Raw genomic sequence first — 22,656 nt, forward strand, 5'->3', positions numbered from 1 at the left:
CGCATAGACTATCAACGTGACAATCAACTACTTAATAACAATGAACACGATCTTACTGGGCATCACCGCCACGACAACAGCATTGATGAGTGGGCTTTTTTACGCCTTCTCCTGGGCCGTAATGCCAGGACTGAAACGTTTGCCAGATGCCGCCTACATAGCGGCCATGCAATCCATCAACCGAGCCATTCAGAACCCCGTCTTTTTCGCAGCATTTTTAGGAGCCGCCCTTTTGCTGCCCCTCAGTACGTATCTGGAGTATTCACCTTCAAAACCCGTATCACTACGGTTTTGGCTATTGCTGGTGGCTTCAGTCGTGTATATTGTTGGAGTAATCGGCGTCACGTCGGCAGGCAATGTTCCACTCAATGAAACCCTCGACGCTTTTGATGTGCAATCCGCTTCTGTTTCAGACATTGCCAACCACCGCCGGGCTTTTGAGGTTCGCTGGAGTCAGTTCCATACGATCCGCACTGGAGCATCTTTTTTGACGATTCTTCTCGTTGTGGCCGCTTGTCTTCGTCCAGATACCCATTGAGCCTAACCAGCACGTCCGTTGTTATTCGATCGCTACTCAAAGCCTCAATGTCGTAGGGGCAGCGCAGCCAACTGTTTCTTTAACGTGGCGTGGCATACCCCGCTGAGTCATTGTTTCTCATGGGTTATTATCTACTCTTATTCTCGAACAGATAAACGCCGTTTTTATTAGCTACAACAATGTCTGGCCTGCGGTCGCCATTCATATCCTGGGCCACAATATTAAGTCCGGCACCCGAGTCCGTATCAATTACATGCTCTTTGTAATAAGGGGCTTTGCCCGGAGTGAATTCAAACCACATCAGGATGGGTGCGTCGCTATCGCCGGGATCGCGACCATCGTGAGCCAGAAAGCGTTTTCCGGTGATATAATCAGCCCGCCCATCACCGTTCAGATCGACCATGATTGAGGAGTGCGTTTGGGCGGTTGTGTTGCTCATCAGATGCGTTTTGAAGCTAATTTTACCCGATTCATCGGCAACCTGTTCGTGCCACCAGACTCCCAACGCATGGGCTGATGCAGTTACTACGTCGTTTTTACCGTCGCCGTTTACGTCCAATATGTGCATGTGGGAGCAGGGCTCGCTTATGGGGGTAGGATGAAATACCCAGCTGCCGTTTTGTTTGTCAGCCGATCCTTCAAACCATCCTTCGCGAATCACGACATCATTAAGCCCGTCTTTGTTGAGGTCACCATAGCCGATTCCGTGAGAAAATGGTTCTGTACCCGGAACGTTCTCTTTACTAAGGGCAAAACGCTTCCATTCGGTTTCGCCCGGTTTGCTCGGGGATTTTAGCCAGACAATCTGCTTTTTGTCCTTGTCTCCGCAAAGAATGTCGAGCCGCCCGTCGCCATCTACATCGACAAAACCCGGTGACTCATTGGCGATGCCTACTGAGTCGGCAAGGATGTGTTTCGTCCAGGCTCCCGGTTTGTTTTTAGGATTTTCAAACCAGAAACCCGGTTTCCCTGGAAAGTCAACCACCACGACATCGTCCCAGCCGTCCTGATTCACATCCATGCCCATGTTCAGAAATGAATTGCTGTATTCTTTTCTCGGATCAAACGTACGGGAAGGGGCCATTTCATGGCGTGTCCAGGTTGGAGCTTCGAACCAGTAATAACCCGCAACGATGTCTAACCGTCCATCCTTATTTAAGTCCGCGACGGCTATTCCTTCCGAAATGAAATCGCCGGTGAGCTTTGTCTTTTTGAAGTCATTTGATGGGACAGCCGTTTGGCTAGTGGCAGTTGTTGTACTAGCCGACATCTGCTGGCGCATCTTGAACAGCGGTTTTTCCTGGCCATGCGCGCTTGTTAGCCAACAGGAAACTAGCATTCCAACTAAAACACGTCGGTCATATAGGGCTGTCCGAATATTCATAATTCCAAGGTTGTTTTCGAGGACTGTCAATCAAAACGTTATTCTTCCAATACTTTAGTTAAGAGCTGCTGAATCTCATGGTTTTCGGGCGAATGGTCCATTTTGCCGACCCGCTCGTTCAACTCTTTGAGCAACTTCTTCGAATCCTCCGTACCGATTGACGCAACTCGTTGAATTGTATAGGGCAGATGTTTGGGCATTTTTGATTTTTGAGCGAGTGATAAAGCCCGTTTCATGTCGAGGGTAGCCAATGGTTCGGCGGCATACCAAAGCATCAACGGTAGGTTGTGGTCATCCTTATTGTCTGCTTTCTGGACGAGTGCATCCAGCACATCCCAGCGCTGGTTTGGGTCTAACCGGAGCATGGCCGACGTTAAATAGAGCCGTACGAGAGACGAATTGTCAGTCTGGGCCATCGTCGCAAATTGCTTCAACGTTTCGGGGGAAACCGTTTTGTCTTCGGCTAATAACTGAATGGCCCAGCTTCTTACGTACTCATTATCATTCGTCAGCAAATCGGTTAATTCTTTATCGGTAAGACCCTTCGTCACATGAAGTGTCCATAGTGCGCGGAGTTTGCGGGTTGCATCGGGGTTCTGCGCCAGGATTTCTTTCAGCGCTTTATGTACTTTCTTACTGGCTCCCCGTTCCTGCAACTGCAACCGGGCTTGTCGTACATACCATTCGTTCGGATTCAGGTGGTAATTGACCAATTCCATGTCCGACGCTTTGGCCAGATCGACCTGCACCCACTTGTCATTTTCGTGGCTGATCTTGAAGATGCGCCCCATCGTTTTGTTGTGCACATCCGGGTTTGGGCTGTGGCACTGATTCTTGTCATACCAGTCAATGGCCCAGACAGAACCGCTGGGGTCATACTTCATATTCAGCCATTGTGACCATGAGTCGTTCATGGCCATAAAATCCGGTCTATGACTGACCGTATAACCAGAGCCGGACCGTGTTGGGTGGTCTCGGTTCAAACGTGCTCCGTTGATGTTGTTCATGAAAATTTCGTTGTGGTACTCCTTCGGCCAGCTATTCCCCAGGTAAATCATAGCGCCCGCATGCGCATGGCCACCCCCCGCCGAAGCCGACCGGAAATTACCGGCATGGGGTCCGCGTTCGCCTACCCAATGCACATGGTCGGCGTGGGTTTTGATATCGTCGTAGGTGTACGGGTTAAAGTGATTACCGGCCTGACGTACGTAGCGCCCACCCTGAATCATGTGATACATGTGCGGAATGACGCAGGCGGTGATAAAGGCATGACCGTAGTCGTTAAAATCGAGGCCCCATGGATTGCTGGTCCCTTCGGCAAATAATTCAAACTGATGCGTAGTGGGGTGGTATCGCCAGACACCAGCGTTAAGTTTTGTTCGTTCCGAATCAGGCGCTCCTGGCTTACCAACATTCGACTGGGTAAACACCCCGTGGGTGCCATATAACCAGCCATCGGGTCCCCAGCGTAAGCTATTCAATGTTTCGTGAGTATCCTGAGTCCCCCAGCCATCGAGCAGTTTTTGGGGAGGCCCGGCGGGCTTGTCCGTTTTGAAGTCTGCCGGAATAAACAGCAGATACGGAGCTGCGCCAAGCCATACGCCCCCCATTCCTACCTCAATACCACTAACCAGATTCAGTCCTTCGGCGAAGACCTTTCGCTTGTCCAGCGTACCATCGCCATTCGTGTCCTCAAAAATTAGAATACGATCTCTGCCCTGACCCTCGGGAGCCGGAACGGGATAGGTGTGCCCTTCTACAACCCAAAGCCTGCCACGAAAATCGGTGGTGAAGCAGATCGGTCGAATAATATCCGGCTCAGCAGCAGCCAGCGTTATTTTGAATCCCTTGGGTGGCGTCATCACTCTGGCGGCTTCGATACCCGAAAGTCCGGCATGTAAAACGGGGTCAAGGGGCGGAAGAACAATGATGTCTTTTTGCTTTAACTCGTTCGGAAAGGCAGGACGGGTTGAATAAAAAAGGAATTCGTCAAAATTTATGTGTGCCCATTTGTCATTCGGGATATAAGGTATCTGGGAAACACCGGTTTCGTTATCGATAATCCGGATAAAAATTTCCTGATTTAGATACGGTTGTAGATCGACAACTACCGGCTGAAGCGTAGCGCGGCCCTGGCCGGTGCTGTGGTAAATGACTTTATCCGTTCCTGCCTGTACCAACTCGACGCGCGTGTCCTGCAACGCTCCTCCCGACACGTTAAAAGCGGCAAAGGGATGCGTTACTTTAAACGGCACTGAGGTTAAGGTACCCGTCTGTTTATAATGAACGGTTCCCCCGCTGCTCAGAAAATACTTCCCCTTAAAGCCAAGCCGCATATCTTTTTCATGAACCGGAGATGGGTCCTGGCCAAAAAGCGGGTTTGCAAAGGCATCACCGGTGGCCGTCCAGTCTTTCAGATCGCCTGTCTCAAAATTCAGGTTTAGTGGCTGTCCATTTTTCATCGGGACCTGTCCGGCAATGGTCACATCCGAAATAGCTCCCTCTACCACCTCAACGTTGCCGACCATGCCCGCGGCCCGATGGCCTGGCAACGAACAGAAATAGGTATCGTTTTTATCAGCTTGAAACGTAATACTAGCGCTTGTGCCCTTTTCCTGGAGTGTCTTGCTTTTGATGCCAAGCTTTTCCAGCGCGATATCATGGGTCATAAGCTCACCATTGACAATTGTAATGCGAACCCGATCGCCTTTATGGGCTTTCAGGGTAGGATTACGGGCTCCATCTTTTGCAAAATAACCCAGCATGGTGGTTTCCAGCACGTACTCACGGTCAACCCTCGAGGTGTCTTTAGGCTGCACAGACTTGGTTTGGGTGGCCTGGGCCAGGCAATCTGTTTCAGCGAGTAAAAACTGGGTCGTGAGGAAGAAGGGTAGGATCAAACGAAACTTGTCCATAAGAAAAAGTCATAGGAAGTTGAGAAAAGGCAGACTTTCAAGGGTTTAAAGCAAAAGCAGATTGTAGCGGGAACATCACTATCAATTACTGGGAATTTGGTTGCTAGCTAGACAACTGCGCTCATCAAAGTTCGACGATCACCAAGTCCCTAAACTCAACCTGGGCCATTCCCCCTTCATGCAGTTGAACAGCAATAACTCCTTTCTGAGGAACTTGGCTATCTTGCTCTGTGTAATCACACGTTTTTACGCCATTGATATAGAGTTCATGGCGATTGCCTTTACACCGGATTATATAACTGTTCCAGCCGTCTTCCTTGAGGATTCGTTTAAGAACGCTCAAATCACCACCGACTAACTTACCCCGGCGGTGTTCATCATAAATATCACCCCAAAAGCCATTTCCGATATCGGCCTGGTAGCCTACCATTTTGCCCCCGTCAACAAGCGAGCGATACTGAATACCGCTGTTGATCATGCCAGTAGCCGGATTTCCTGATAACCGAAAAAGGCAGCGGAATTCAAAATCACCATACTCTTTTAACGTATATAGGTAGCTATTCGCTGGTATTTTCCGTACACCATCACCGCCCTTAATTAGGCTATCAGCGACATACCAAAGGTCTTTGTCGGCCGGGTTGAGCGTCTTCCAGCCAGTCAGGGTTTTACCATCAAACAATACCTCCGTTTTGGCCACTTTTTGGGCATAAATCGGCAGGCTAATAACGAGCTGGGCTAATAAGAAAAAGTGGAGCCTTAGAACACCCTTGAGCTTGGTTGGCCGAATACGGTAACAATGACGAACTGGGTGCATGTTATGTGCGGGTTAGCTTAAACGCATAATACGGAAAGTATAGTACTAAACCGATCTACCAACCCTGGCATCATTTTCTAAGCCGCTGAGAAGAATACAGTTACTGAACGGTTACGCGGTTTTTCGGTAGGCTGGTCGGAATGACGTACCAGCTTACCGAAAAAACCGCGCATTCAGGTAAAATTGATGTCAAAACGAAACCTTAAACAGGTTCATATCCATTGATTGAGGCTTCCGCCAACTTTAGTGAAATCCAGATTGGGTAATTGTTACACCGTTAATCTTAATTCTAAGCAATCGTAGGCGACGATTCAGATCCCGGATATCTTTCTGATACTGTTGATAAGCGAACGGATTACTTTCTTTCAAGCCACTCCGGGGTCCATATAGTTGAACTAGCCTATCACGACGGGCCGTTAATTGTTCGTAGAGTTGAGTTAAAATGGACATACTTGATAACCAATTCATTTAACTTAGGAGAAACCGGTGACACCCAGCTTTTGCAAGGGAGCTTCGCGAAAGTCCTTATTGAATAGCGAGTAGGCGCTCATTGGTCACTACCTGCGTATTAGAACTCAATCTAACTTGCTTGACAATGCGGCTGGTAGCCGATTGGATTTCTAACTCGTAGAGGCCATCAGCCAAATCACTCACGTTAAACTGGATAGCAACTTTGGTTTGTTTGCGGCCGATATGCTGGGCAAACAGGACATAGCTTTGCCCGGCTTCATGCAGAGTGATACGTAAGGGCTCAGCCGTTGTTTTGGCTATGGCCAGTCGGATTTTATTAGCATTATTAACGTAACAGACGGCTTCAAAGGAAGCCGGTTTGGTAGGCTCTTTCGGATGAGCGAGTAAGGAAGTAGCGCTTAACAGAAACAGAGCGATAAACGTCTTAGCAAAGGCAGCCGTCAGTAAATTGTTCATGAGCGTGAGTTGTTTTGAGTGATTATTATGTCTCTCACCCTATGCCAACAAGCATGCCACCTCAAATAACAAATTGATTATCAGATGTTTTTCAAATATTCCAGGCTACCTCCTTGTACGGTAACGGACAAGCCTAGTCCGTTACCGTACGAATCGGACAAGCAACCCCAGCTCGCGGTAACAGTTTACACGTTTCAGCAAAAGCACCGTCTGTAACTGGCATCGCTCCAATTCGACAGCTTTTTTCGCTGGCGCTTCCCTGATGATGTCAGCTTACGAATAACGTCCGTGCGGTACAATTCATGAGAGCTTTCTTACATGATACGTTGTTTGACCAATGACAAAAAAAGTCCGGGTTAGATGCCTGGTTCTCTATACAATTCATCTACCAGGATACAAGCTAAGTTGCTTTCAATACCTACTAAACCGTTGTGTAGATTCGCATGCAATTCACAACAATGAACAGAATAGGGAACCAAAGTCCTAGCTTAACTGCCGGATCTGAATAATCTTTGTAGACTTACGGGTGAATCATCTAAAGCAGCAGTGGGTTGTCTGCTTAGATTCTCCTTCACATAGCGTACACGACCATGGCCAACGTGTTAATTCAGTTTGCGCATCCAGTTTTAAGCAAATCCAGAGTACATAAGACACTACTTAACCAGTGTTCAAACCTAACCAACGTAACAATTAACGATCTCTACGAGCGGTATCCAGACTTATACATTGATATTGAGCGGGAACAACGCCTTTTGCTCAAGCATGACATTATAATTTTTCAACATCCCTTCTACTGGTACAGCAGTCCCGCCATTGTTAAGCAGTGGTTCGACCTGGTGCTTGAGCACAACTGGGCCTATGGCTCAAAGGGAAACGCGCTGGTCGGCAAAAAGATGATGAGCGTCATTTCATGCGGGGGCAGCCGGGAGGCTTACAGTCCGGAAGGCTCGAACCGTTACACCGTGAATCAGTTTCTGGCTCCGTTCGACCAGACGGCTACGTTGTGTAAAATGACATACCTCCCTCCTTTTGTCATTCACCGAACCCATCGACTTGCTCAAACGCAACTGGATGAATATGGTCAGCAGTATAGAACCATGTTGTTGGCACTGGCCGGTGAGCGCATGGAGCTCCCGATTTTTCAAGGGAAAGATTACATGAATGATTTTATTCCCACTCTGGATGGTCAACTAAACTGACCCGGCCGTTCATCTTTCACTCAACCTACTATGCAGGAAACGTTCTTCTTCCAGGCAATGGTCTATCTGGCCGCAGCCGTTATTATGGTTCCCATCGCCAAAAAGGTGGGATTAGGCTCGGTTCTTGGCTATCTACTCGCCGGCATCATTATTGGCCCTGCCTGTCTACAGTTTGTCGGGCACGAAGGCACCGATATCATGCACTTCGCTGAGTTTGGTGTGGTCATGATGTTGTTTGTCATTGGCCTTGAGCTAGAGCCGTCGCGGTTGTGGCGATTACGTAAAGCCATCTTAGGCATGGGTGGTCTTCAGATTGCGGGGACTACGGTGGTCGTAACTGGGCTAGCTGTAGCGTTGGGTATCGACGTAAAGCAAGCTCTGATTTTAGGCATGATCTTGTCCATGTCGTCGACAGCCATTGTGCTGCAATCACTCAACGAAAAAGGGCTGATGCAGACGGCTGCGGGTCAGGCTTCGTTTGCCGTACTATTGTTTCAGGACATTGCCGTTATCCCAATGCTGGCTTTATTTCCTCTGTTAGCCACTGCGCCCGCCACCAGCACCGGCACGGATAACCATGGCAACGGCAGCCTGCTTGATGCCTTACCCACCTGGGCACAGCCCGTAGTTGTGTTAGGCGCCGTGGCAGCTATTATTGTGGCAGGCCGTTACCTGACTCCTCCGTTGTTCCGCATTATTGCCAAAACAGGCATGCGGGAGATGTTTACCGCAACGGCGCTGCTGTTAGTAGTGAGCATTGCGGTACTGATGACAACCGTTGGACTCAGTCCGGCACTGGGTACGTTTCTGGCGGGGGTTGTGCTCGCGAATAGCGAGTACCGTCATGAGTTAGAGAGCGACATTGACCCCTTCAAAGGTCTGCTGTTGGGCTTGTTTTTTATGGCGGTAGGCGCATCCATCGATTTCAATCTGATACTGGCGAATCCGCTTTTAATTTTCGGTTTAGTAACGGGGGTTATGGTTTGCAAATTAGCGGTGCTGTTTGGGCTAGGTAAAGGATTTGCGCTCTCTACGGACCAGACTCTTATTTTTAGTTTTGGCTTATGTCAGGTTGGTGAGTTTGCGTTTGTCTTATTCAGTTTCACGACTCAGGAAGGAGTACTACCCAAAGAGCTTACTGACATCATGACGGCTGTTGTGGCCATCAGCATGGCTTTTACGCCCTTAGTCATGCTCCTGAACGAACGACTTTTACTGCCCCGAATAGGCACGAAAGAAGAAGATACGAAAGAAAGTGACGTTGTCGCCCAGGACAACCCGGTGATTATTGCCGGCTACGGCCATTTCGGCAATACCGTAGGCCGGTTTTTACAAGCTAACAATGTAGGGACCACGGTACTCGACATTGACAGTGATAACGTAGACTGGCTGCGCCGAATGGGCTTCAAGGTGTATTATGGCGATGCCAGTCGGCACGATTTGCTGGAAATTGCGGGGGCTGGAAAAGCCAAAATCATTGTAATTGCCATCAATGACCCGGAAAAAAGGCTCGAACTCGTAGAAACGGTAAAGAAACATTTTCCCGATCTGCACATTCTGGTCCGGTCTACCAATCGGTACGATGCCTACGACTTGATGAACGCGGGTATGCTGCACATCTACCGCGAAACGCTCGATACGAGTCTGCGGCTTGGTGTCGATGCCTTAACGCTACTGGGCTACCGGGCTCACGAGGCATCACGTGCCGCAAAGATGTTTTTTATGCACGACGAGCGGACCTTAAAAAAGCTATCGGCCATTCGCAATGAAGATGAATACGTCAGTGCAGCCCGCGAAACCATGGAGGAGCTGGAGCGGGTTATTCAGGCCGACCGCAACACACCTACACTGCACATCGACGAAGGCTGGGACGAGGAGAGTTTGATAACAGACGTGAAAGAAGCCCAGGAATAATCACCGAATGGGTCTTCTTTAGCAGGGTTAAGATTAGGGCAGGTCGTTGGCCTGTTCGCGCACGGAGGAGGGTAACCCAACGCGTTGGTAAAGTTTGGCCAGGCGGTGGGCATGTTCATCGTAAGCTTGTTCAAATAACGACACCGCTCGTTCGGGGCCTACTACGTTGCTGGCGGAAAGCACGGTGGGCGGATGACCGGCTTCGGTAAGAAGTCGGGCTACTTCCGCTTTCAGACAGTTCACAACGACGGCCCCGCCTACCGTCGAGCCAGGCGCTACGGGCGTATCCAGGCCCGGCACGGTAACCATTGCGTCGCCAGTGGGGGCTCCGGTGTCCAGCACCAGATCAGCAAAGTCGCTCAGCTTTTTACCATCCGCCCGTTTACTAATGCTTTTGTCGGCATGCTGTTTCGTAATGAGTGCCACCACGCGTATGCCCTGCTGCTGGAAGATCTCGGCCATCTCGATGGGTACTACGTTACTACCGCTGGACGAAATAACGAAGGCCGAATCCTGAGCGGAGAGATCGAAGTTGCGCAGAATCCGTCCGGCAAGGCCCGGCACATTTTCCAGAAACATTGCCTGACGTTGCCCATTTGCGCCAACCACCAGATTATGAAACGATAAGGACAGTTCTACTATCGGGTTGAAGCCAGGAAATGAGCCGTAGCGGGGCCACATCTCTTCGACCATGATTCGACTGTGGCCGCTCCCAAACAAGTGCACCATCCGCCCCGCCAGAATGGTTTGGCTAAACCACTGTGCCGCCCGTTGAATAGCGGCTGTCTGCTGCTCTATAACGTCCAGCATTAGCCGGGTGTGTAGTATGTACTGAGTTGTTACGTTCATCATAAAGTAGCTGCGAATTTACCGGGTCAGACAGGCTGCGGCTCCAATAGCCCCCGCCCATTCGTCGAAATAAGCCTTGCAAACTAGTGTCTTTTTACCGGCGGGCCGCCATTCGAACACATCCAGAAACGTCTGAAGCGGCCCAAACAAGGCATCGGCGGCCTGGATGATTCCCCCACCCAGTATAATCAGTTCCGGAGATAACAGGTTGGCCATTGATGCTAACGATACCGCCAGACGACGGATGGACGTCAGCCAAACAAGTGTAGCCAGTGGTTCGCCCTGGCGGTAGGCGTCGACTAGTGCCTGAGTCGTTGGGTAACGGCCATACGATCGGCGGCCCACCGTTACATTGCCGATAGCATCTTCGAGGCTACCCGGCATGTTGGTAATATCCATCTGCTCGTTGTCGGCTTCGACGCTAATGTGCCCCGCATGGCCTGCCATTTGGAAAAAGCCCTGATACAATTGACCGCCGATCAGCAAGCCACCGCCAACGCCTGTACCGAGAGTGAGCATGAGAACATGGCTGAAGTTGCGAGCCGCTCCTAACCTGGCCTCGGCCATCAGGGCTGCGTGAGCATCGTTGATCACATAGACGGGCTCCCTCAACCAGGCCGACCAGTCGAAGCCTTCCAGTCCCTGCAAACGACCAGGCATACAGGCAATCGCTGAGTTTTGGGCGTTAGGCAGTCCCGGAGCCGCGAGGCCTACGCCCAGAACGGGCTGGGCTGCATCAGCTTTTAATTGCGTAACGACTCGCGTCACCACTGATTTCCAGTCATTATCGATACCATCGTTGGTTGGCACCATTCGCTTCTGCAACACCTCTCCGGTGTCGGTATTAAGTAACACGCCTTTAATGCGGGTTCCGCCGAGGTCGATGCCGATTGCCAGATTCAATGCTTTTTTAGAGAGAACAGAAGTTGGTGAGAATAACCGCCCTAATGTTAACAATAATCAATGACAACTCCCGACACCTCATAAATTCATCCTGTTAAAAGCTAATTGTGTTGGTCATTAAACGACTACTGAAAAGGGCTTACTTTGTGCAATAGTTAACGTACAGATGCTTATACCTCAATAATAGGTAGTGACGATGATGACCAAAAATGTCATTCTATTTTTTCTGCTACTGCCTGGTTGGACAGTCGCTACTTACGGACAGAAAACCGAAGTTGACGCTTTGGTCAATGCCTACTATACTAAAAATAATTTTAATGGAACGGTGCTCATTGCCAGGAAAGGCAAAATAGACTATGTAACCTATGTAGGGCTCGCCAATCGGGAGGATAGTGTGACTTATTCACCTAAATCCAGATTCCATATCTTTTCGATTACCAAAACGTTTACGGCTACCCTGATTATGCAGCTCTATGAGCAGGGTAAAATTCATTTAGACTCGTCGATTGCTACTTACTATCCTGAGTATAAAGGCGAAGCCGCTAAGAAAGCCACCATCCGAAATTTACTAACTTACAGTAGCGGCCGTGAAAATAAAGATGTGCAAACAATAGCCGAAGCCTATAACACAACGATATGGCCTTTGGATAGCTTCATTACTCGGTACTGTTCTGATCGATTAATCACCACACCCGGCACTACCTTTCATTATAACAACGGCGACTTCATACTACTGGGTAAAATCATTGAGCGATTGTATGGGGAGTCCTACCAGGAGATATTACGGAAGAAAATTCTGATTCCACTCAAAATGCTTGATACTGATTATCTGCATCATGACGATGTTGTTCCTCATATTGACCGAGCTTACTTTCACCAGGATACAACGCCAATTACCTTTTCCAGACCGACCAACTACTACATTGACAATTATTTTTCGGCGGGGGCTATGTATTCCACGCCTAAAGATCTGCTCTTATTTGATCGGGCACTTTTTCACTATACATTGCTAAAAAAAGAAACGGTTCAACTCATGCTTACCTCTTACAAGCACTTAGGTGATGTTGGCTTGGGCTTTTGGGTTTATCCGAAAAAAATTGGTCAACACGACTACATAGTGGCCGAGCGACAAGGGTATGGGTATGGCCATCATTCAAACTGGGTTCACCTTGTCGATCAGGACATAACGCTTATCTTATTAAGCAATACGAATACGGTTGATTTAAACAAAATGCGATGGGAAGTCCTTTCGGCCTATCTAAAAGCCAAGCTGCGTGCCATTAAATGACTACTAAAATTGAATTACTTAATGAAGTAAAATTATTCCGGTCAGAGATGGCAACGGCCACCCGGCGGATAACGCCTGAGCATAGTCTGAGACTATGCTCAACATGAACTAAACTGTCGACCAGCCTGATATGAATAAGCTTAATCTTCTTTCTATCCAAACGATTCCCGGGCGTAAGTACGTAAAGTAGTTAAGGCAATATTGACTGTATTGTAAACTGTCTTCATGGCAATATCCATCACCTCCGACACTTGTTGGTAAGTCAACCCCTTCATATACACCAAATACAATATCTCTTTCTGCCGCTTGGGTAGTTTATTCAAGTGGGCGGTGATCAACAGCTTTTGTTGTTCAACCAACTGCTCTTCAACCAGCGTCTGCTCATAGGATTGAATCGAAAATTCAGCATTGGTAAACAAATATTCCACGGAATCGAGCTTATTCAACCGAGCAATCGTATCCAACAGCCGACGACGTAAGGCCCGGTATAGATAGAACCGGATGTTGTCGGTAGCGCCCAGCCGAGACCGGCTTTCGTGCAGGTGCAGAAACAATTCATGCAGACAATCTTCCACAACCTGCCGATTTCGGACCAGGTTATAGCCATACCGATATAAGTCGGCCGCAAACAAATCGTATACCTGCGTAAAGGCGTCGCGGCTACCGCCACGAAAGGTATCCCACAAATGGATATGTTGGTCGGGCGTAAGCCGGTCAGTCATAGGAGTAGGCTGTCTATTGAATCTTTACCAGACTTTTATCGGCAATGAGAATGGGCGCGTCGTAGATGGGAATGTCGGTGAACGTGTAAATGTCACCTGCTTTCTTCCACTGACTGGCCGGGATTTCGTACACACCGCCCGTGATGATGTCCACATAAACCGGAGTGTCTATGTTGCCGTTGGCGAAGGTAAACGTCAGGTTCCGGGTTTTGGTCGATTCGGTCGGGATGTAATCATCCGTCCAGATGGTATACAGTTGTTTTTTCGTGTCTTTGTGCTGATAGGCATAGACGGCCAGGCTCCGATCAGTACCCGGCGAGTAGGTCATTTCGGCCTTGTTTTCAGGAACAAAAGAGCGGTTATAAGTATGCTTCAGCTTCTTGACCCGTTGCAGCGAATGGTCGAAGATGGCCGTTACGTTCTGGATGGCGTAGTAAGCGATTTTGGGCCGAATGGCCTTCTTTGTCGAGTCAGACTTGATAATACCTTTGTAGTTGAGCCGGTTGATGGGGCCGTTGGTGTACGCCATTTCGATGATGCCGAAAATGCTCGTCTCAATATCGTGGCCCAGATCGCCCAGCATCCGGCGGGTGTCCCACTTGGCCTGCGACAGCTCCGACCATTCGTAGTCGCCCAACGCGCCCCGGCCAAAACCTGGACTCGATGGTGCTCCGTTTTCCCCTTGTCGCAAGGATATATTCGGTGCGTACTTATCCAGAACAGCCCGCAGCTGCATCACTTTCGGATAATGAGAATCGGGGTTGTAGGTGTAGTCGTGGTACGTGAAATTATCGAACAGGTTGATCTTCTTTTTTTCAGCCAGCGTCTTGAAAAACAGATCGGCGTAGTCGAGGTCAATGTGCCCGAGGGCCAGGCCTGACACCTTTGCTTCGGGCTGGACACGCTTGATAATATCGATGGTTCGGATGTTCAGCGCAGCGGCTTTGTCGGCCGTGTTTTCCTGGTTGTCGCCGAAATTGGGCTCATTCCAGATTTCCCAATTAACGACCTTGCCTTTGTAGCGTTTTACCAATGCTTCCACCCAGCGGTCCCAGGCTTCGAGGGCTTCTTTTGAGGTAGGCACACCCGCCCCTAAATTCGACCCGCCCCCATTGGGGTAATTATGGTTTCCGTAAGAGGTCTGGAGCCAGGGCTGGAAACCGCGTTTGTGAGCGTCGTCAATGATATGATCCAGCCAGGCCCAGTCGTATTGGCCCTTGACCTTTTCGGTTTTATCCCAGCCGGCCTGCATCCGCAACCGCTTGATACCCAGCGGAGCAATGTATTCTTTGTATTGATCATAATCGGTGAAGTCGCGGTCCATCGTCTCGCAGCCAATCAGCCAGTTCGAGGATTCAATCTCGTTCGTTGAGCGGGGCTTCACGCTGCCCAAATACGGTAACGAAATTTTGAAATCGGTTTTTACACGATCTTTACCCGTGTCAATTTGCTGTGCGTTACCCCATTGACTACTTACAACCAGCAGCATGAAAAGCCACCCGCGTAGCTGAGAAAATGGATGAGCGTGTTCGTACACAGTTTTTACGTGCTTCGTTGGTTCAGTCAGAGTAGGGTTCTCGAATTTCATGCGTATTAGTTCTATCAGATTGTGGGATCTCATTTTACACTACCCGGAATGGCTTTCACGCGCAGACTGGCGGCTGTCTTCGCCGGTGTAGACAGCCGAATGACAATACGGCTTAGTCCCGGATTTGGCGAATCTTGCATCGCCCGGGCGGCCGAAACATCCTCAATGTCAATCGTCGCGCCTGCCAACGGCTCGACTGTCAACGCCAGCGACTGACCATCCTGACGTAATAGTAAGCCCTGCGAAGTTTTGGTTACCTCGGCTTTAGTAAGCCATTGCCAGGACGCCTGAACCGGCCGGTCTCCCGCCGTCCACTGATCGTCAATGGCCACCGAGCGATCGGCACGAAGCGTTACGTTTCGTTGAACACGGGCGACCTGATTCCGGTATAGGGGCGTCAAATAAACCGTGTTTCCCACCGCGCCTTTTTCAGCGGGCAAGGTCGTAATCTCGGCTTTGCCGGTGATGTCCTGACGAGCGCCATCAAACCGGAGAATGTTATGGCCTTCGGGCCCCACCCGGAAGGTGTTCCAGCGGGTGCTATTCTGTGAATAGTCCCAAAGCGTGAGTTTGGCAGCCCGCATTTTATCGTAGCTCTCCGTTCCCAGGTCAATCGCCCAGCGAACGCCATCGGCTTCCAGAATAAAACTGCCTACATCCATGTGCGCGTGCGAATGATTAGGTGTACCCCCTTTGATGGCCACGAACGTAGCGCGTGGGTCATTCCAGGCCGAGCGCATAACGGCAATGGGCAGTACGCCCGTAGCCGTCCAGTGAAGGGGTAGTGTGTTATCGCCGACCGGCACGCCCGGTTCCCACCAGAGTAGTTCCAGAGGTAGATGGCGGCTGCGAGCCTGCGCCGTTTTCTGATCGCCACCCGCTTTCAAACCAGAAGCCAGACTGGCTAAATCGGCCAGTTCCTGTGTGGCAAGATCCCGGCGCTTCAGTTCACGGGCGAACCACAGCATGATAGGCTCGTTCTGCTTCTCAAGGTGGTAGTCGGAGAAGTTAAAATCCAGCCCACTCGGCGCAACCATTTGCAGGTTAAAATCGGCCGTCTTCAGAAAGCCGGGCAGCTTTTCGAGGCCATAACTATTCCCCAGCGCCGACCGGAGCGCTTCGATCAGAAGAACATGAAACGACGTACCGTACGACCAGTAGCTTGGTCCTTCGGGGTAAGAACCATCGGGCGCATACACGGCTCCAGCTTTAGGTACGTTTTTAATGGCCCGGTTTACGATTTGCTGGGCTAGTTCGGGATCTCGTTCCGCAATGGCTAACGCGCCCACACTCAAGCCAGCATTACAAACCTGATTCCAATTATAGTCCCCATCGACCCAGCCATTGACTCCTTCCTGCACGTCGAGGGAGGGTTGAAGTGCATTCGTTATAATGGCCTGCGCAATGTGCTCACGTTCATCCGCGGACAGGTCGTCGTAGAGCCAATCCAGGCCAATACCGGCAGCCAGTGCCGCTTCACCCACATCCAGAAAATGGTTCGTACCCCAGTTTTTCAGGTCGGCAAGCGCACGAAGTTCCTGTCGGGCTCGCTCAACGTAACGTTTGTCGCCACCAAGCCGGTACGCCATAGCCAGGGTGATGATTCGGCCCTGAACCTGCCGCATCGGCCCCATCAAGAAGCCCGTCGTTGTGTACGTGGTTGGGCTTGTCGTGAGTAGTTGATCGGCTTCCTGCTGGATCAGCTTCCTGATCTGCCGCGATACAGCATCGTTCTGCGTCTTCAGCGTTGCAAAACGAGATGCACTCGCCAGGACACGGGGATGTGCAGGCAGGTTCTGTAACTGGACCTGCGCGTTGACACTTGCCCACACACCCGTGAGCAGCACCAGGAGTAAATGGGTTATACGTCGCATTGCAGCATGTATTTCATTCCCGCCGGATTGGCGTCGATGGTTTCAAACACACGCTTGGCGTCCGTTAAAGGCGACACCTGCGTGATCAGGTTGTCCAGCGGCAACTCACCCGAGGCCGCCAGTTGAATGGCCTGCTCGAAATCTTCGGGTTCGTAAACCCGCGCTCCGATGAGCCGCAGTTCGCGCCAGAAAAAACGAAACAGATCGACAGGTTTGGGGTCCGCATGAATCGCTACCATCACGATGCGGCCCCGCGCCCGCGCTACGTTTGTCATAGCCTGCACGCCAGCAGCTACGCCCGATACTTCAAATACGACGTCGGCCATTGCCTCGTTGGTAAACCACTCTACCTCAGCGACCAGATCTGTATCTTTCGGATTCACCGTAGTCAGGCCCATAGCCTGGGCCAGTTCCAGACGCGCGGGGTTGGGCTCCGAAATCAGTACGTGAGCGCCTTTGTGCTTAGCCACCAGCGCAATCAGCATCCCAATGGGACCGCCACCGATAACGACTGCGTTTTCACCGGCCTGCAATTCACCGAGTCGTACGTCGTGGCAGGCCACGGCCAGCGGCTCAATCAACGCGCCGAGTTTCAGCGACAGGTTTTCGGGCAGCCGGTGCAGCGTGTGAGCCGGTACGTTCCAATGCGACTGCATCCCCCCCGGCGAGTCGATGCCAATGAAGGTCAGGTTTTTACCGATGTGCCGCTGCCCGTTGTCGGATGGGTCGTCCGCGCCCGGTTGCAGGGGGCGTACCGTCACGCGGTCGCCAATCTGCCAGCCGGTAACGCCTTCGCCCAGGGCGGCAATTTCGGCCGATACTTCATGGCCAATGACTTGTGGTAGTCGCAGCCGATGGGCCATAGCGCCGTGATAGATATGAACGTCGGTGCCGCACACACCACAGTAAGCCACCCGGAGCTGCACCTCGCCCGGCTGGGGAGGCTGAATCGTGGCGGGTTGTATGTTAAATTCTTGGTTACCGGTGTAATAAGCCGCTTGCATTGGGGTAATGAGTTAAGAGATTGTAATGGGCAGAGGTCGTTCTAAAATCTGGAGCATGTTGCCGTCCGGGTCGAAGAAATTGCGGACCCGGCCACCACCAATCGCGTTGATGAGCTCACCGCCCCACGTAACGCCGTGTTGGTCGAGCCAGGTAATGGCCTGTTCAATGTTAGCAACGCGAAGGGCCAGATGCGACCAGCCGGGCGTCCAGGTGGTGCGAACGGGCCGGGACGTGTCGTCCTTCGGCATGATCTCCAGCAACGTATTGTCGGGGGCGACAAGCATCCAAACCGGCTTCGGGTGTCTGAACCATTTTTTGTAGCCGAGAACCGTACAATACCAGTCGGCTAAGGCTTCGACATCATCGGCGGCTACGGCGGGGTGATCGACTCCCCAGAATAGCGTTTCACTCATGGTTTAGTCAATAATTTTTTCTGGATAAATACGTCGGCATAGCGGTTCCCCAGCATTCGGGCGGAGGGCGTATCAAAGTGCGTTGAATCACCTTTGTCGGTTAAGCCAGCCGATACGACGCAATACGTATCAGGCACCCGGCCAGGTAGCTGTTGCAGGGTTGCATTGATCTTCCCAGCATCTGGATTGCGTTTAACGACAAAGTCACCCAGCGTGCCGACGACAACCGGCACATGCGGGGCATTCAGGTCGTTGCGTAATCGCTGTATCAACTCAGCCAGTTTTGCCCCGTATGCCGGTGCTTTTTCAGGACTTGAATCGCTTTCGCCCTGGTGCCAGATAATCCCCACCAGCTCACCGTTCGCCAATGCTTTCCTCGCCCGACGCAACGCATCATCGTAGGGATACGATTTGGTCGGTTCGTAATACGCTCCCGGCTTCCAGACATCGATGCCCGATCCACCCACGGCGCAGGGAATCAACCCGATGTTTTGGTTCGGAAAGGCTTCAGCCATTCGTTTCCCAAAGGCAAATCCTGGCCCAACGCCTATTACGGCGGGTTTATCGAAGTGCATCGGCTCGTGGGCCGGTGCCCAGGTTTCTTCTTTGGTCAGCATCCAGACGCGATTGTTAGGCTGTTGATCTTGTGCTTCGGGTGTGCCGCGACCGGCCATATTCGACTGACCAATCAGCAGAAATAAGCGGAGACGCGGTGGCACGTCCTGTTTAAGGGCCGTACCTATCAGAAGCAGTACCAGGGCGAGCAAATTGATTTTCATGGTCGTTGTTTTACCACAAAACCAGCCGTTTCTTCCGTTATACTAACCTGATTTTGTCCAGTTGCTATCCGCAAGGCCAGCGGCTGCGCCAGTGCCCCCGACAGTTGAATACGCAACGCCTGTTTCTCCACGATAACCTCGTTACCGTCCTGCGTAATGCGCCACTCGTCGAGTTCAGCTACGTCGTCGGCAATTAGGATGCTAAGCCGCGTTACGTCCGTTGATGCCTGCGCATCGGTATGCCGGAATAATAAGCCGCTGCCCGGCAGTCCTTCGCCCAATTGAGCCGGTTCGGGGTGATACGCGTCGTGAACATAGCCGTAGACCGGGCCAGACAGCACAGCCGGACCCAATTGCCGCAACCGCAACCCGCTTTGATGACGATGAAGCGTCAACTCGTTTCCGTTCGTCTGCACGATAGATTGACCATCGCGGTTGTTCAGCAGCCAGTTCCAGACAGTACGGACGGGTTCGCTGGCCCGAATGCGGTCAATCACGAACGTTACGTGCGGACCGACCTGCAACCAGCAACGGGTGAACTCCTGAATCGGCGATCCGTACGAAGCCGCCACCTCCGACACCACCCAAGATACCTCACCGACCCGTTCGCTATGCAGCAAACGACCACCGCGCTCGACCGGCGGGCCAACAGTACCGTCGGTACGGATTAGTCGCCGGGCGAGAACGTTTTGTTGTTCGAGAAGCTTAATCTTGGCTAAATCTTCCTGTAACCCCAGCGAGTCCTGCTCGACCGGAGTGCCGGACCACAGAAACGTGCAGGAGTTATGCGTCTGCGTGGCGCTTTCCAGCCCATGAATCAGGTTTCGGTAGCAGCTGTGGCCCGGATCAACCAGCAGTCGTTCTTTGTTATACGCCAGCATGAAGCTGTTCAGGTCGCCCTGCAAATGACCCGGTGCAAAAACGCCGTCGTTATTACCACCCTGAATCGCCAGGACCGACTTACCGTTCCAACCATCCCGAACGAACGTATTGCCGTTGGAAAAAGAGGCCGTCAGCGGAAGATTGGTCGCTTCGGGCGATAACGCCTGACCAACCTTTGTCAGGAGCGGCAAGGTCAGAAAACCCCAGTCGTTGCGCATCCCGAAAGTTGCCAGATCATGCGGTCCCTGCGTTGGACTCGGTTCGTAATATTCCTGAAAGATCCAACGGGCCAACCCAGCCTGAACCGGGTCATCGTAACGAGCCGCTACGTGCAGGAGCAAATCACCGGAGGGACGAAATAGGGCCGCTGAGTCGTTGAAGTTGACCGCGCGGGCACGAGGTTCGTCGCCCCAGGAAATCATCGCTTTGCGATACAACATGCTCTGCGCCATCCAGCCCATGCCGCGTCCGTAGGCTCCAATGTCAAGCTGGGTAGCCAGAGCCGGATACTTCCGGGCCAGCGATTCGTACGCCAGCATGAGCGCATTGGCCAGATAATTGCCATACTGCAACGATTCGCCGTAGCTGCCGTCGGGCTGAAAGGCCTGCGCCATGCGGGTCAGCTCCGGTGTAAATTCATCCAGTAGGTTTTCGTTACCCAGCGCGGCTGATGCCACCAGCGCCCCCGAGGCCAGAATGCCCCGCCAATTAGCCAGGTGGCTGTTTTTCTGAAGCCACCGCCGACACAACACCACGCCTTTGTCGTATAAGATTTCGCGGATTTCCGCTTGTTCAGCGTCGGCGAACACGTCATCTGCCAAGTCGAGTACGGCCGCAACTCCCCAACAGACGTGTGCCGTTTCCAGATGCCCCGTCAATGGCTCGGCATGGCTCCGAAACCACGGCCCTACCCAATCGCCAATCGGCCGACGAGCGATGGTCAACGTCGTACTCCGTAGCCAGGCAGCTAATTCCTCAGTCGGTTCCAGGGCGTACTGCATGGCCGCGTCGGAGAGGTATTCGGCACAGGGATACCACCAGCCAAGGGTAATGGTTTCAGCTTGCAAACCAGGCACTGCCAACCGGCTCGTCACCCGCTGCCTGAGCGCCTGACGAAATCGTTTGGTAACCGGGTCCTGGCTGGTCAGGATGGCATCTTTTTCTTCGCTGGACAGAAACAGCTTGAGCGTTGCAATGGCTTCCATTAGAAATACCCGCCGTTTTTCACTACGTCGGTTGGTTTCATCCCGCTCTCGACCATCTCCCGGATTTCGTCTTCCTTGTGCATGATTTTTTCAGCGGCAATTAATACGTCATACGCGATGTGTTGCGGAATCGAAATTACCCCATCAATGTCGCCGAACACCCAGTCGCCGGGCTTCACGGTCACCTCGCCCATCAGCACCGGTTTCTGGTAATGGTACATCCGAAAACGGCCCAGCATACCGGTGTTCGCTTTGTATTTATGAAAGACCGGAAAGCCCTGATCGAGAATCGCCTGTGTGTCACGAATACCATTCACGACCGCGCCCCGGCACCCCACTTTCATGGCAGCCATGGTCATGACTTCACCCCATTGCGAGGTAACCGTGTCGCCCGTGCAATCCCAGATCACGACCGAATCCGTGTGCAGGTCTTCGAGCATCTGCGCCCGCATCTCAAACTCGCCATCGGTTGTAATGTCCGGCCCACCTTTTACGGTAAAAGCCAGCCCGGCCATTTTCATGGCTTCACGTAGAGGGGAAAATTCGGGTGGCAAACTGGTCGCGTGCATGTTGTAATTAAACCGCAGCACATCGTTTACCGCGCCGGTGTAGAGCCGCAGGTATCGCTCCCGCATCTCGGCGACGGAAATCGGGAAAGGCGATGACGTCTTGGCATGGCCGTTGCCATTACCATTGGCGGCCGACGTTGCGGTATGGAGTAGGTTCGTTATCATCCGGCTAGAAAGTTCATGTTGTCGAAATTGATTTCGCGGATCACAACGTAATCCGGTTGGTTGAGCACGAAAGTGATGACGTTGGCTACGTCGTCCACTTTCAGGAATTTTTCCCGGGGCACTTTGCGGTCACCCCAGTAATCACTGTCCGTTGGACCGGGATTTACGTCGGTTACTTTGATACCTTCTTTAATAACCTGATCGGCCAGACCACTGCTCAGGCCACGTGCCCCAAATTTGGAGGCTGCATAGACCGGCGCGTTGGGGTTGGTACGTTGGCCAGCCATGGATATAACCGTAATAATGTGCCCTTGCCTTTTAGGCTTCATCACCTTCAGGGCTTCGCGGTTACACAGAAACACGCCCCGCATGTTGACGTTGACCATCTGTTCGTAGGTCTCCAGATCGGTTTGCGAGAGGTCGGTAGTCAGTACACCCATGCCCGCGTTATTGAGCAAGACGTCAATTGTTCCGAACGCTTCCAGGCAAGCCGCAAAACCGGCTTGTACGTCCGCTTCCACGCTCACGTCGCCTTTGAACGAACGGAGATTTTCGTGTTGCACGTCGTCGCTGAGCTGGCGGGTGCGGCTAAAGTCAAAGACTTTGGCTCCTTTGTCGAGGAGTTGAAGCGCCGTGGCCCGGCCAATACCGCCTGATGCGCCAGTAATTAGACAAACTTTGTTTTCGAGGTAATTCATTGTGTTCAGGTTGAGCCGTTGAAGC

Annotated in this window: 19 protein-coding genes; 4 read left to right on the forward strand and 15 right to left on the reverse strand. The window is 51.7% G+C overall.

The window, feature by feature from the left end; all coding sequences use genetic code 11:
* Positions 1 to 40 precede the first annotated feature (40 nt).
* Entirely contained in the window at positions 41 to 538 is a 498-nt protein-coding gene (locus ACFSUS_RS07360) for an anthrone oxygenase family protein (protein ID WP_381521113.1), read from the forward strand.
* A 127-nt stretch (positions 539 to 665) separates the two neighbouring features.
* Here the strand turns inward: ACFSUS_RS07360 and ACFSUS_RS07365 are convergent, their stop codons facing one another.
* From ACFSUS_RS07365 to ACFSUS_RS07380, 4 genes are all read right to left on the reverse strand, one after another.
* Positions 666 to 1,820 carry an FG-GAP repeat domain-containing protein gene (locus ACFSUS_RS07365; protein ID WP_381521300.1) on the reverse strand — a complete coding sequence of 385 codons (1,155 nt, stop codon included), beginning with the start codon at positions 1,818 to 1,820 and terminating at the stop codon, positions 666 to 668.
* 140 nt (positions 1,821 to 1,960) lie between these two features.
* Positions 1,961 to 4,837 (reverse strand): PVC-type heme-binding CxxCH protein, encoded by a 2,877-nt coding sequence (locus ACFSUS_RS07370; RefSeq protein WP_381521115.1) that lies wholly within the window; start codon positions 4,835 to 4,837, stop codon positions 1,961 to 1,963.
* A 124-nt stretch (positions 4,838 to 4,961) separates the two neighbouring features.
* A complete protein-coding gene (locus ACFSUS_RS07375) occupies positions 4,962 to 5,651 on the reverse strand; it encodes a 3-keto-disaccharide hydrolase (protein ID WP_381521117.1) in 690 nt (229 codons plus the stop codon).
* A gap of 525 nt (positions 5,652 to 6,176) precedes the next feature.
* Positions 6,177 to 6,578, reverse strand: coding sequence for a hypothetical protein (locus tag ACFSUS_RS07380; protein ID WP_381521119.1), 402 nt, complete (start codon positions 6,576 to 6,578; stop codon positions 6,177 to 6,179).
* A 590-nt stretch (positions 6,579 to 7,168) separates the two neighbouring features.
* Here ACFSUS_RS07380 and kefF point away from each other — a divergent pair.
* Both kefF and ACFSUS_RS07390 read left to right on the forward strand, forming a co-directional pair.
* The gene (gene kefF / locus ACFSUS_RS07385) at positions 7,169 to 7,777 is read left to right on the forward strand and encodes a glutathione-regulated potassium-efflux system oxidoreductase KefF (protein WP_381521121.1); all 609 of its coding nucleotides are present in this window, start codon (positions 7,169 to 7,171) and stop codon (positions 7,775 to 7,777) included.
* 30 nt (positions 7,778 to 7,807) lie between these two features.
* Positions 7,808 to 9,691, forward strand: coding sequence for a monovalent cation:proton antiporter-2 (CPA2) family protein (locus ACFSUS_RS07390; protein ID WP_381521123.1), 1,884 nt, complete (start codon positions 7,808 to 7,810; stop codon positions 9,689 to 9,691).
* A 33-nt stretch (positions 9,692 to 9,724) separates the two neighbouring features.
* Here the strand turns inward: ACFSUS_RS07390 and ACFSUS_RS07395 are convergent, their stop codons facing one another.
* Entirely contained in the window at positions 9,725 to 10,540 is an 816-nt protein-coding gene (locus ACFSUS_RS07395; RefSeq protein WP_381521302.1) for a sugar isomerase domain-containing protein, read from the reverse strand.
* A gap of 18 nt (positions 10,541 to 10,558) precedes the next feature.
* Positions 10,559 to 11,443: an ROK family protein gene (locus tag ACFSUS_RS07400; protein WP_381521125.1), complete on the reverse strand. Its 885-nt coding sequence runs from the start codon at positions 11,441 to 11,443 to the stop codon at positions 10,559 to 10,561.
* Between the two features lie 196 nt (positions 11,444 to 11,639).
* On the opposite strand from ACFSUS_RS07400, the gene ACFSUS_RS07405 reads away from it, so the two are divergent.
* Positions 11,640 to 12,731 (forward strand): serine hydrolase domain-containing protein, encoded by a 1,092-nt coding sequence (locus ACFSUS_RS07405; RefSeq protein WP_381521127.1) that lies wholly within the window; start codon positions 11,640 to 11,642, stop codon positions 12,729 to 12,731.
* A gap of 152 nt (positions 12,732 to 12,883) precedes the next feature.
* Here the strand turns inward: ACFSUS_RS07405 and ACFSUS_RS07410 are convergent, their stop codons facing one another.
* From ACFSUS_RS07410 to ACFSUS_RS07450, 9 genes are all read right to left on the reverse strand, one after another.
* Positions 12,884 to 13,453: an RNA polymerase sigma factor gene (locus ACFSUS_RS07410; protein ID WP_381521129.1), complete on the reverse strand. Its 570-nt coding sequence runs from the start codon at positions 13,451 to 13,453 to the stop codon at positions 12,884 to 12,886.
* Positions 13,454 to 13,466: 13 nt separating this feature from the next.
* Positions 13,467 to 14,942, reverse strand: a complete 1,476-nt coding sequence (locus tag ACFSUS_RS07415; RefSeq protein WP_381521304.1) for a GH39 family glycosyl hydrolase — start codon at positions 14,940 to 14,942, stop codon at positions 13,467 to 13,469.
* Between the two features lie 128 nt (positions 14,943 to 15,070).
* Positions 15,071 to 16,915 carry a heparinase II/III domain-containing protein gene (locus tag ACFSUS_RS07420; RefSeq protein ID WP_381521131.1) on the reverse strand — a complete coding sequence of 615 codons (1,845 nt, stop codon included), beginning with the start codon at positions 16,913 to 16,915 and terminating at the stop codon, positions 15,071 to 15,073.
* Entirely contained in the window at positions 16,903 to 17,919 is a 1,017-nt protein-coding gene (locus ACFSUS_RS07425) for a zinc-dependent alcohol dehydrogenase (protein ID WP_381521133.1), read from the reverse strand. Before ACFSUS_RS07425 ends, ACFSUS_RS07420 begins: the two co-directional genes overlap by 13 nt.
* Positions 17,920 to 17,931: 12 nt before the next feature.
* Positions 17,932 to 18,333, reverse strand: coding sequence for a VOC family protein (locus tag ACFSUS_RS07430; RefSeq protein ID WP_381521135.1), 402 nt, complete (start codon positions 18,331 to 18,333; stop codon positions 17,932 to 17,934).
* Positions 18,330 to 19,112 (reverse strand): sialate O-acetylesterase, encoded by a 783-nt coding sequence (locus ACFSUS_RS07435; RefSeq protein ID WP_381521137.1) that lies wholly within the window; start codon positions 19,110 to 19,112, stop codon positions 18,330 to 18,332. The genes ACFSUS_RS07430 and ACFSUS_RS07435 overlap by 4 nt, the downstream gene beginning before the upstream one ends.
* Positions 19,109 to 21,199 carry a hypothetical protein gene (locus ACFSUS_RS07440; RefSeq protein WP_381521139.1) on the reverse strand — a complete coding sequence of 697 codons (2,091 nt, stop codon included), beginning with the start codon at positions 21,197 to 21,199 and terminating at the stop codon, positions 19,109 to 19,111. Before ACFSUS_RS07440 ends, ACFSUS_RS07435 begins: the two co-directional genes overlap by 4 nt.
* Positions 21,199 to 21,933 (reverse strand): RraA family protein, encoded by a 735-nt coding sequence (locus ACFSUS_RS07445; RefSeq protein WP_381521141.1) that lies wholly within the window; start codon positions 21,931 to 21,933, stop codon positions 21,199 to 21,201. The genes ACFSUS_RS07440 and ACFSUS_RS07445 overlap by 1 nt, the downstream gene beginning before the upstream one ends.
* Positions 21,930 to 22,631 (reverse strand): SDR family oxidoreductase, encoded by a 702-nt coding sequence (locus tag ACFSUS_RS07450; protein ID WP_381521143.1) that lies wholly within the window; start codon positions 22,629 to 22,631, stop codon positions 21,930 to 21,932. The genes ACFSUS_RS07445 and ACFSUS_RS07450 overlap by 4 nt, the downstream gene beginning before the upstream one ends.
* Positions 22,632 to 22,656: the final 25 nt, after the last annotated feature.

The organism is Spirosoma soli (assembly GCF_042684525.1).
Classification (GTDB): Bacteria; Bacteroidota; Bacteroidia; order Cytophagales; family Spirosomataceae; genus Spirosoma; species Spirosoma soli.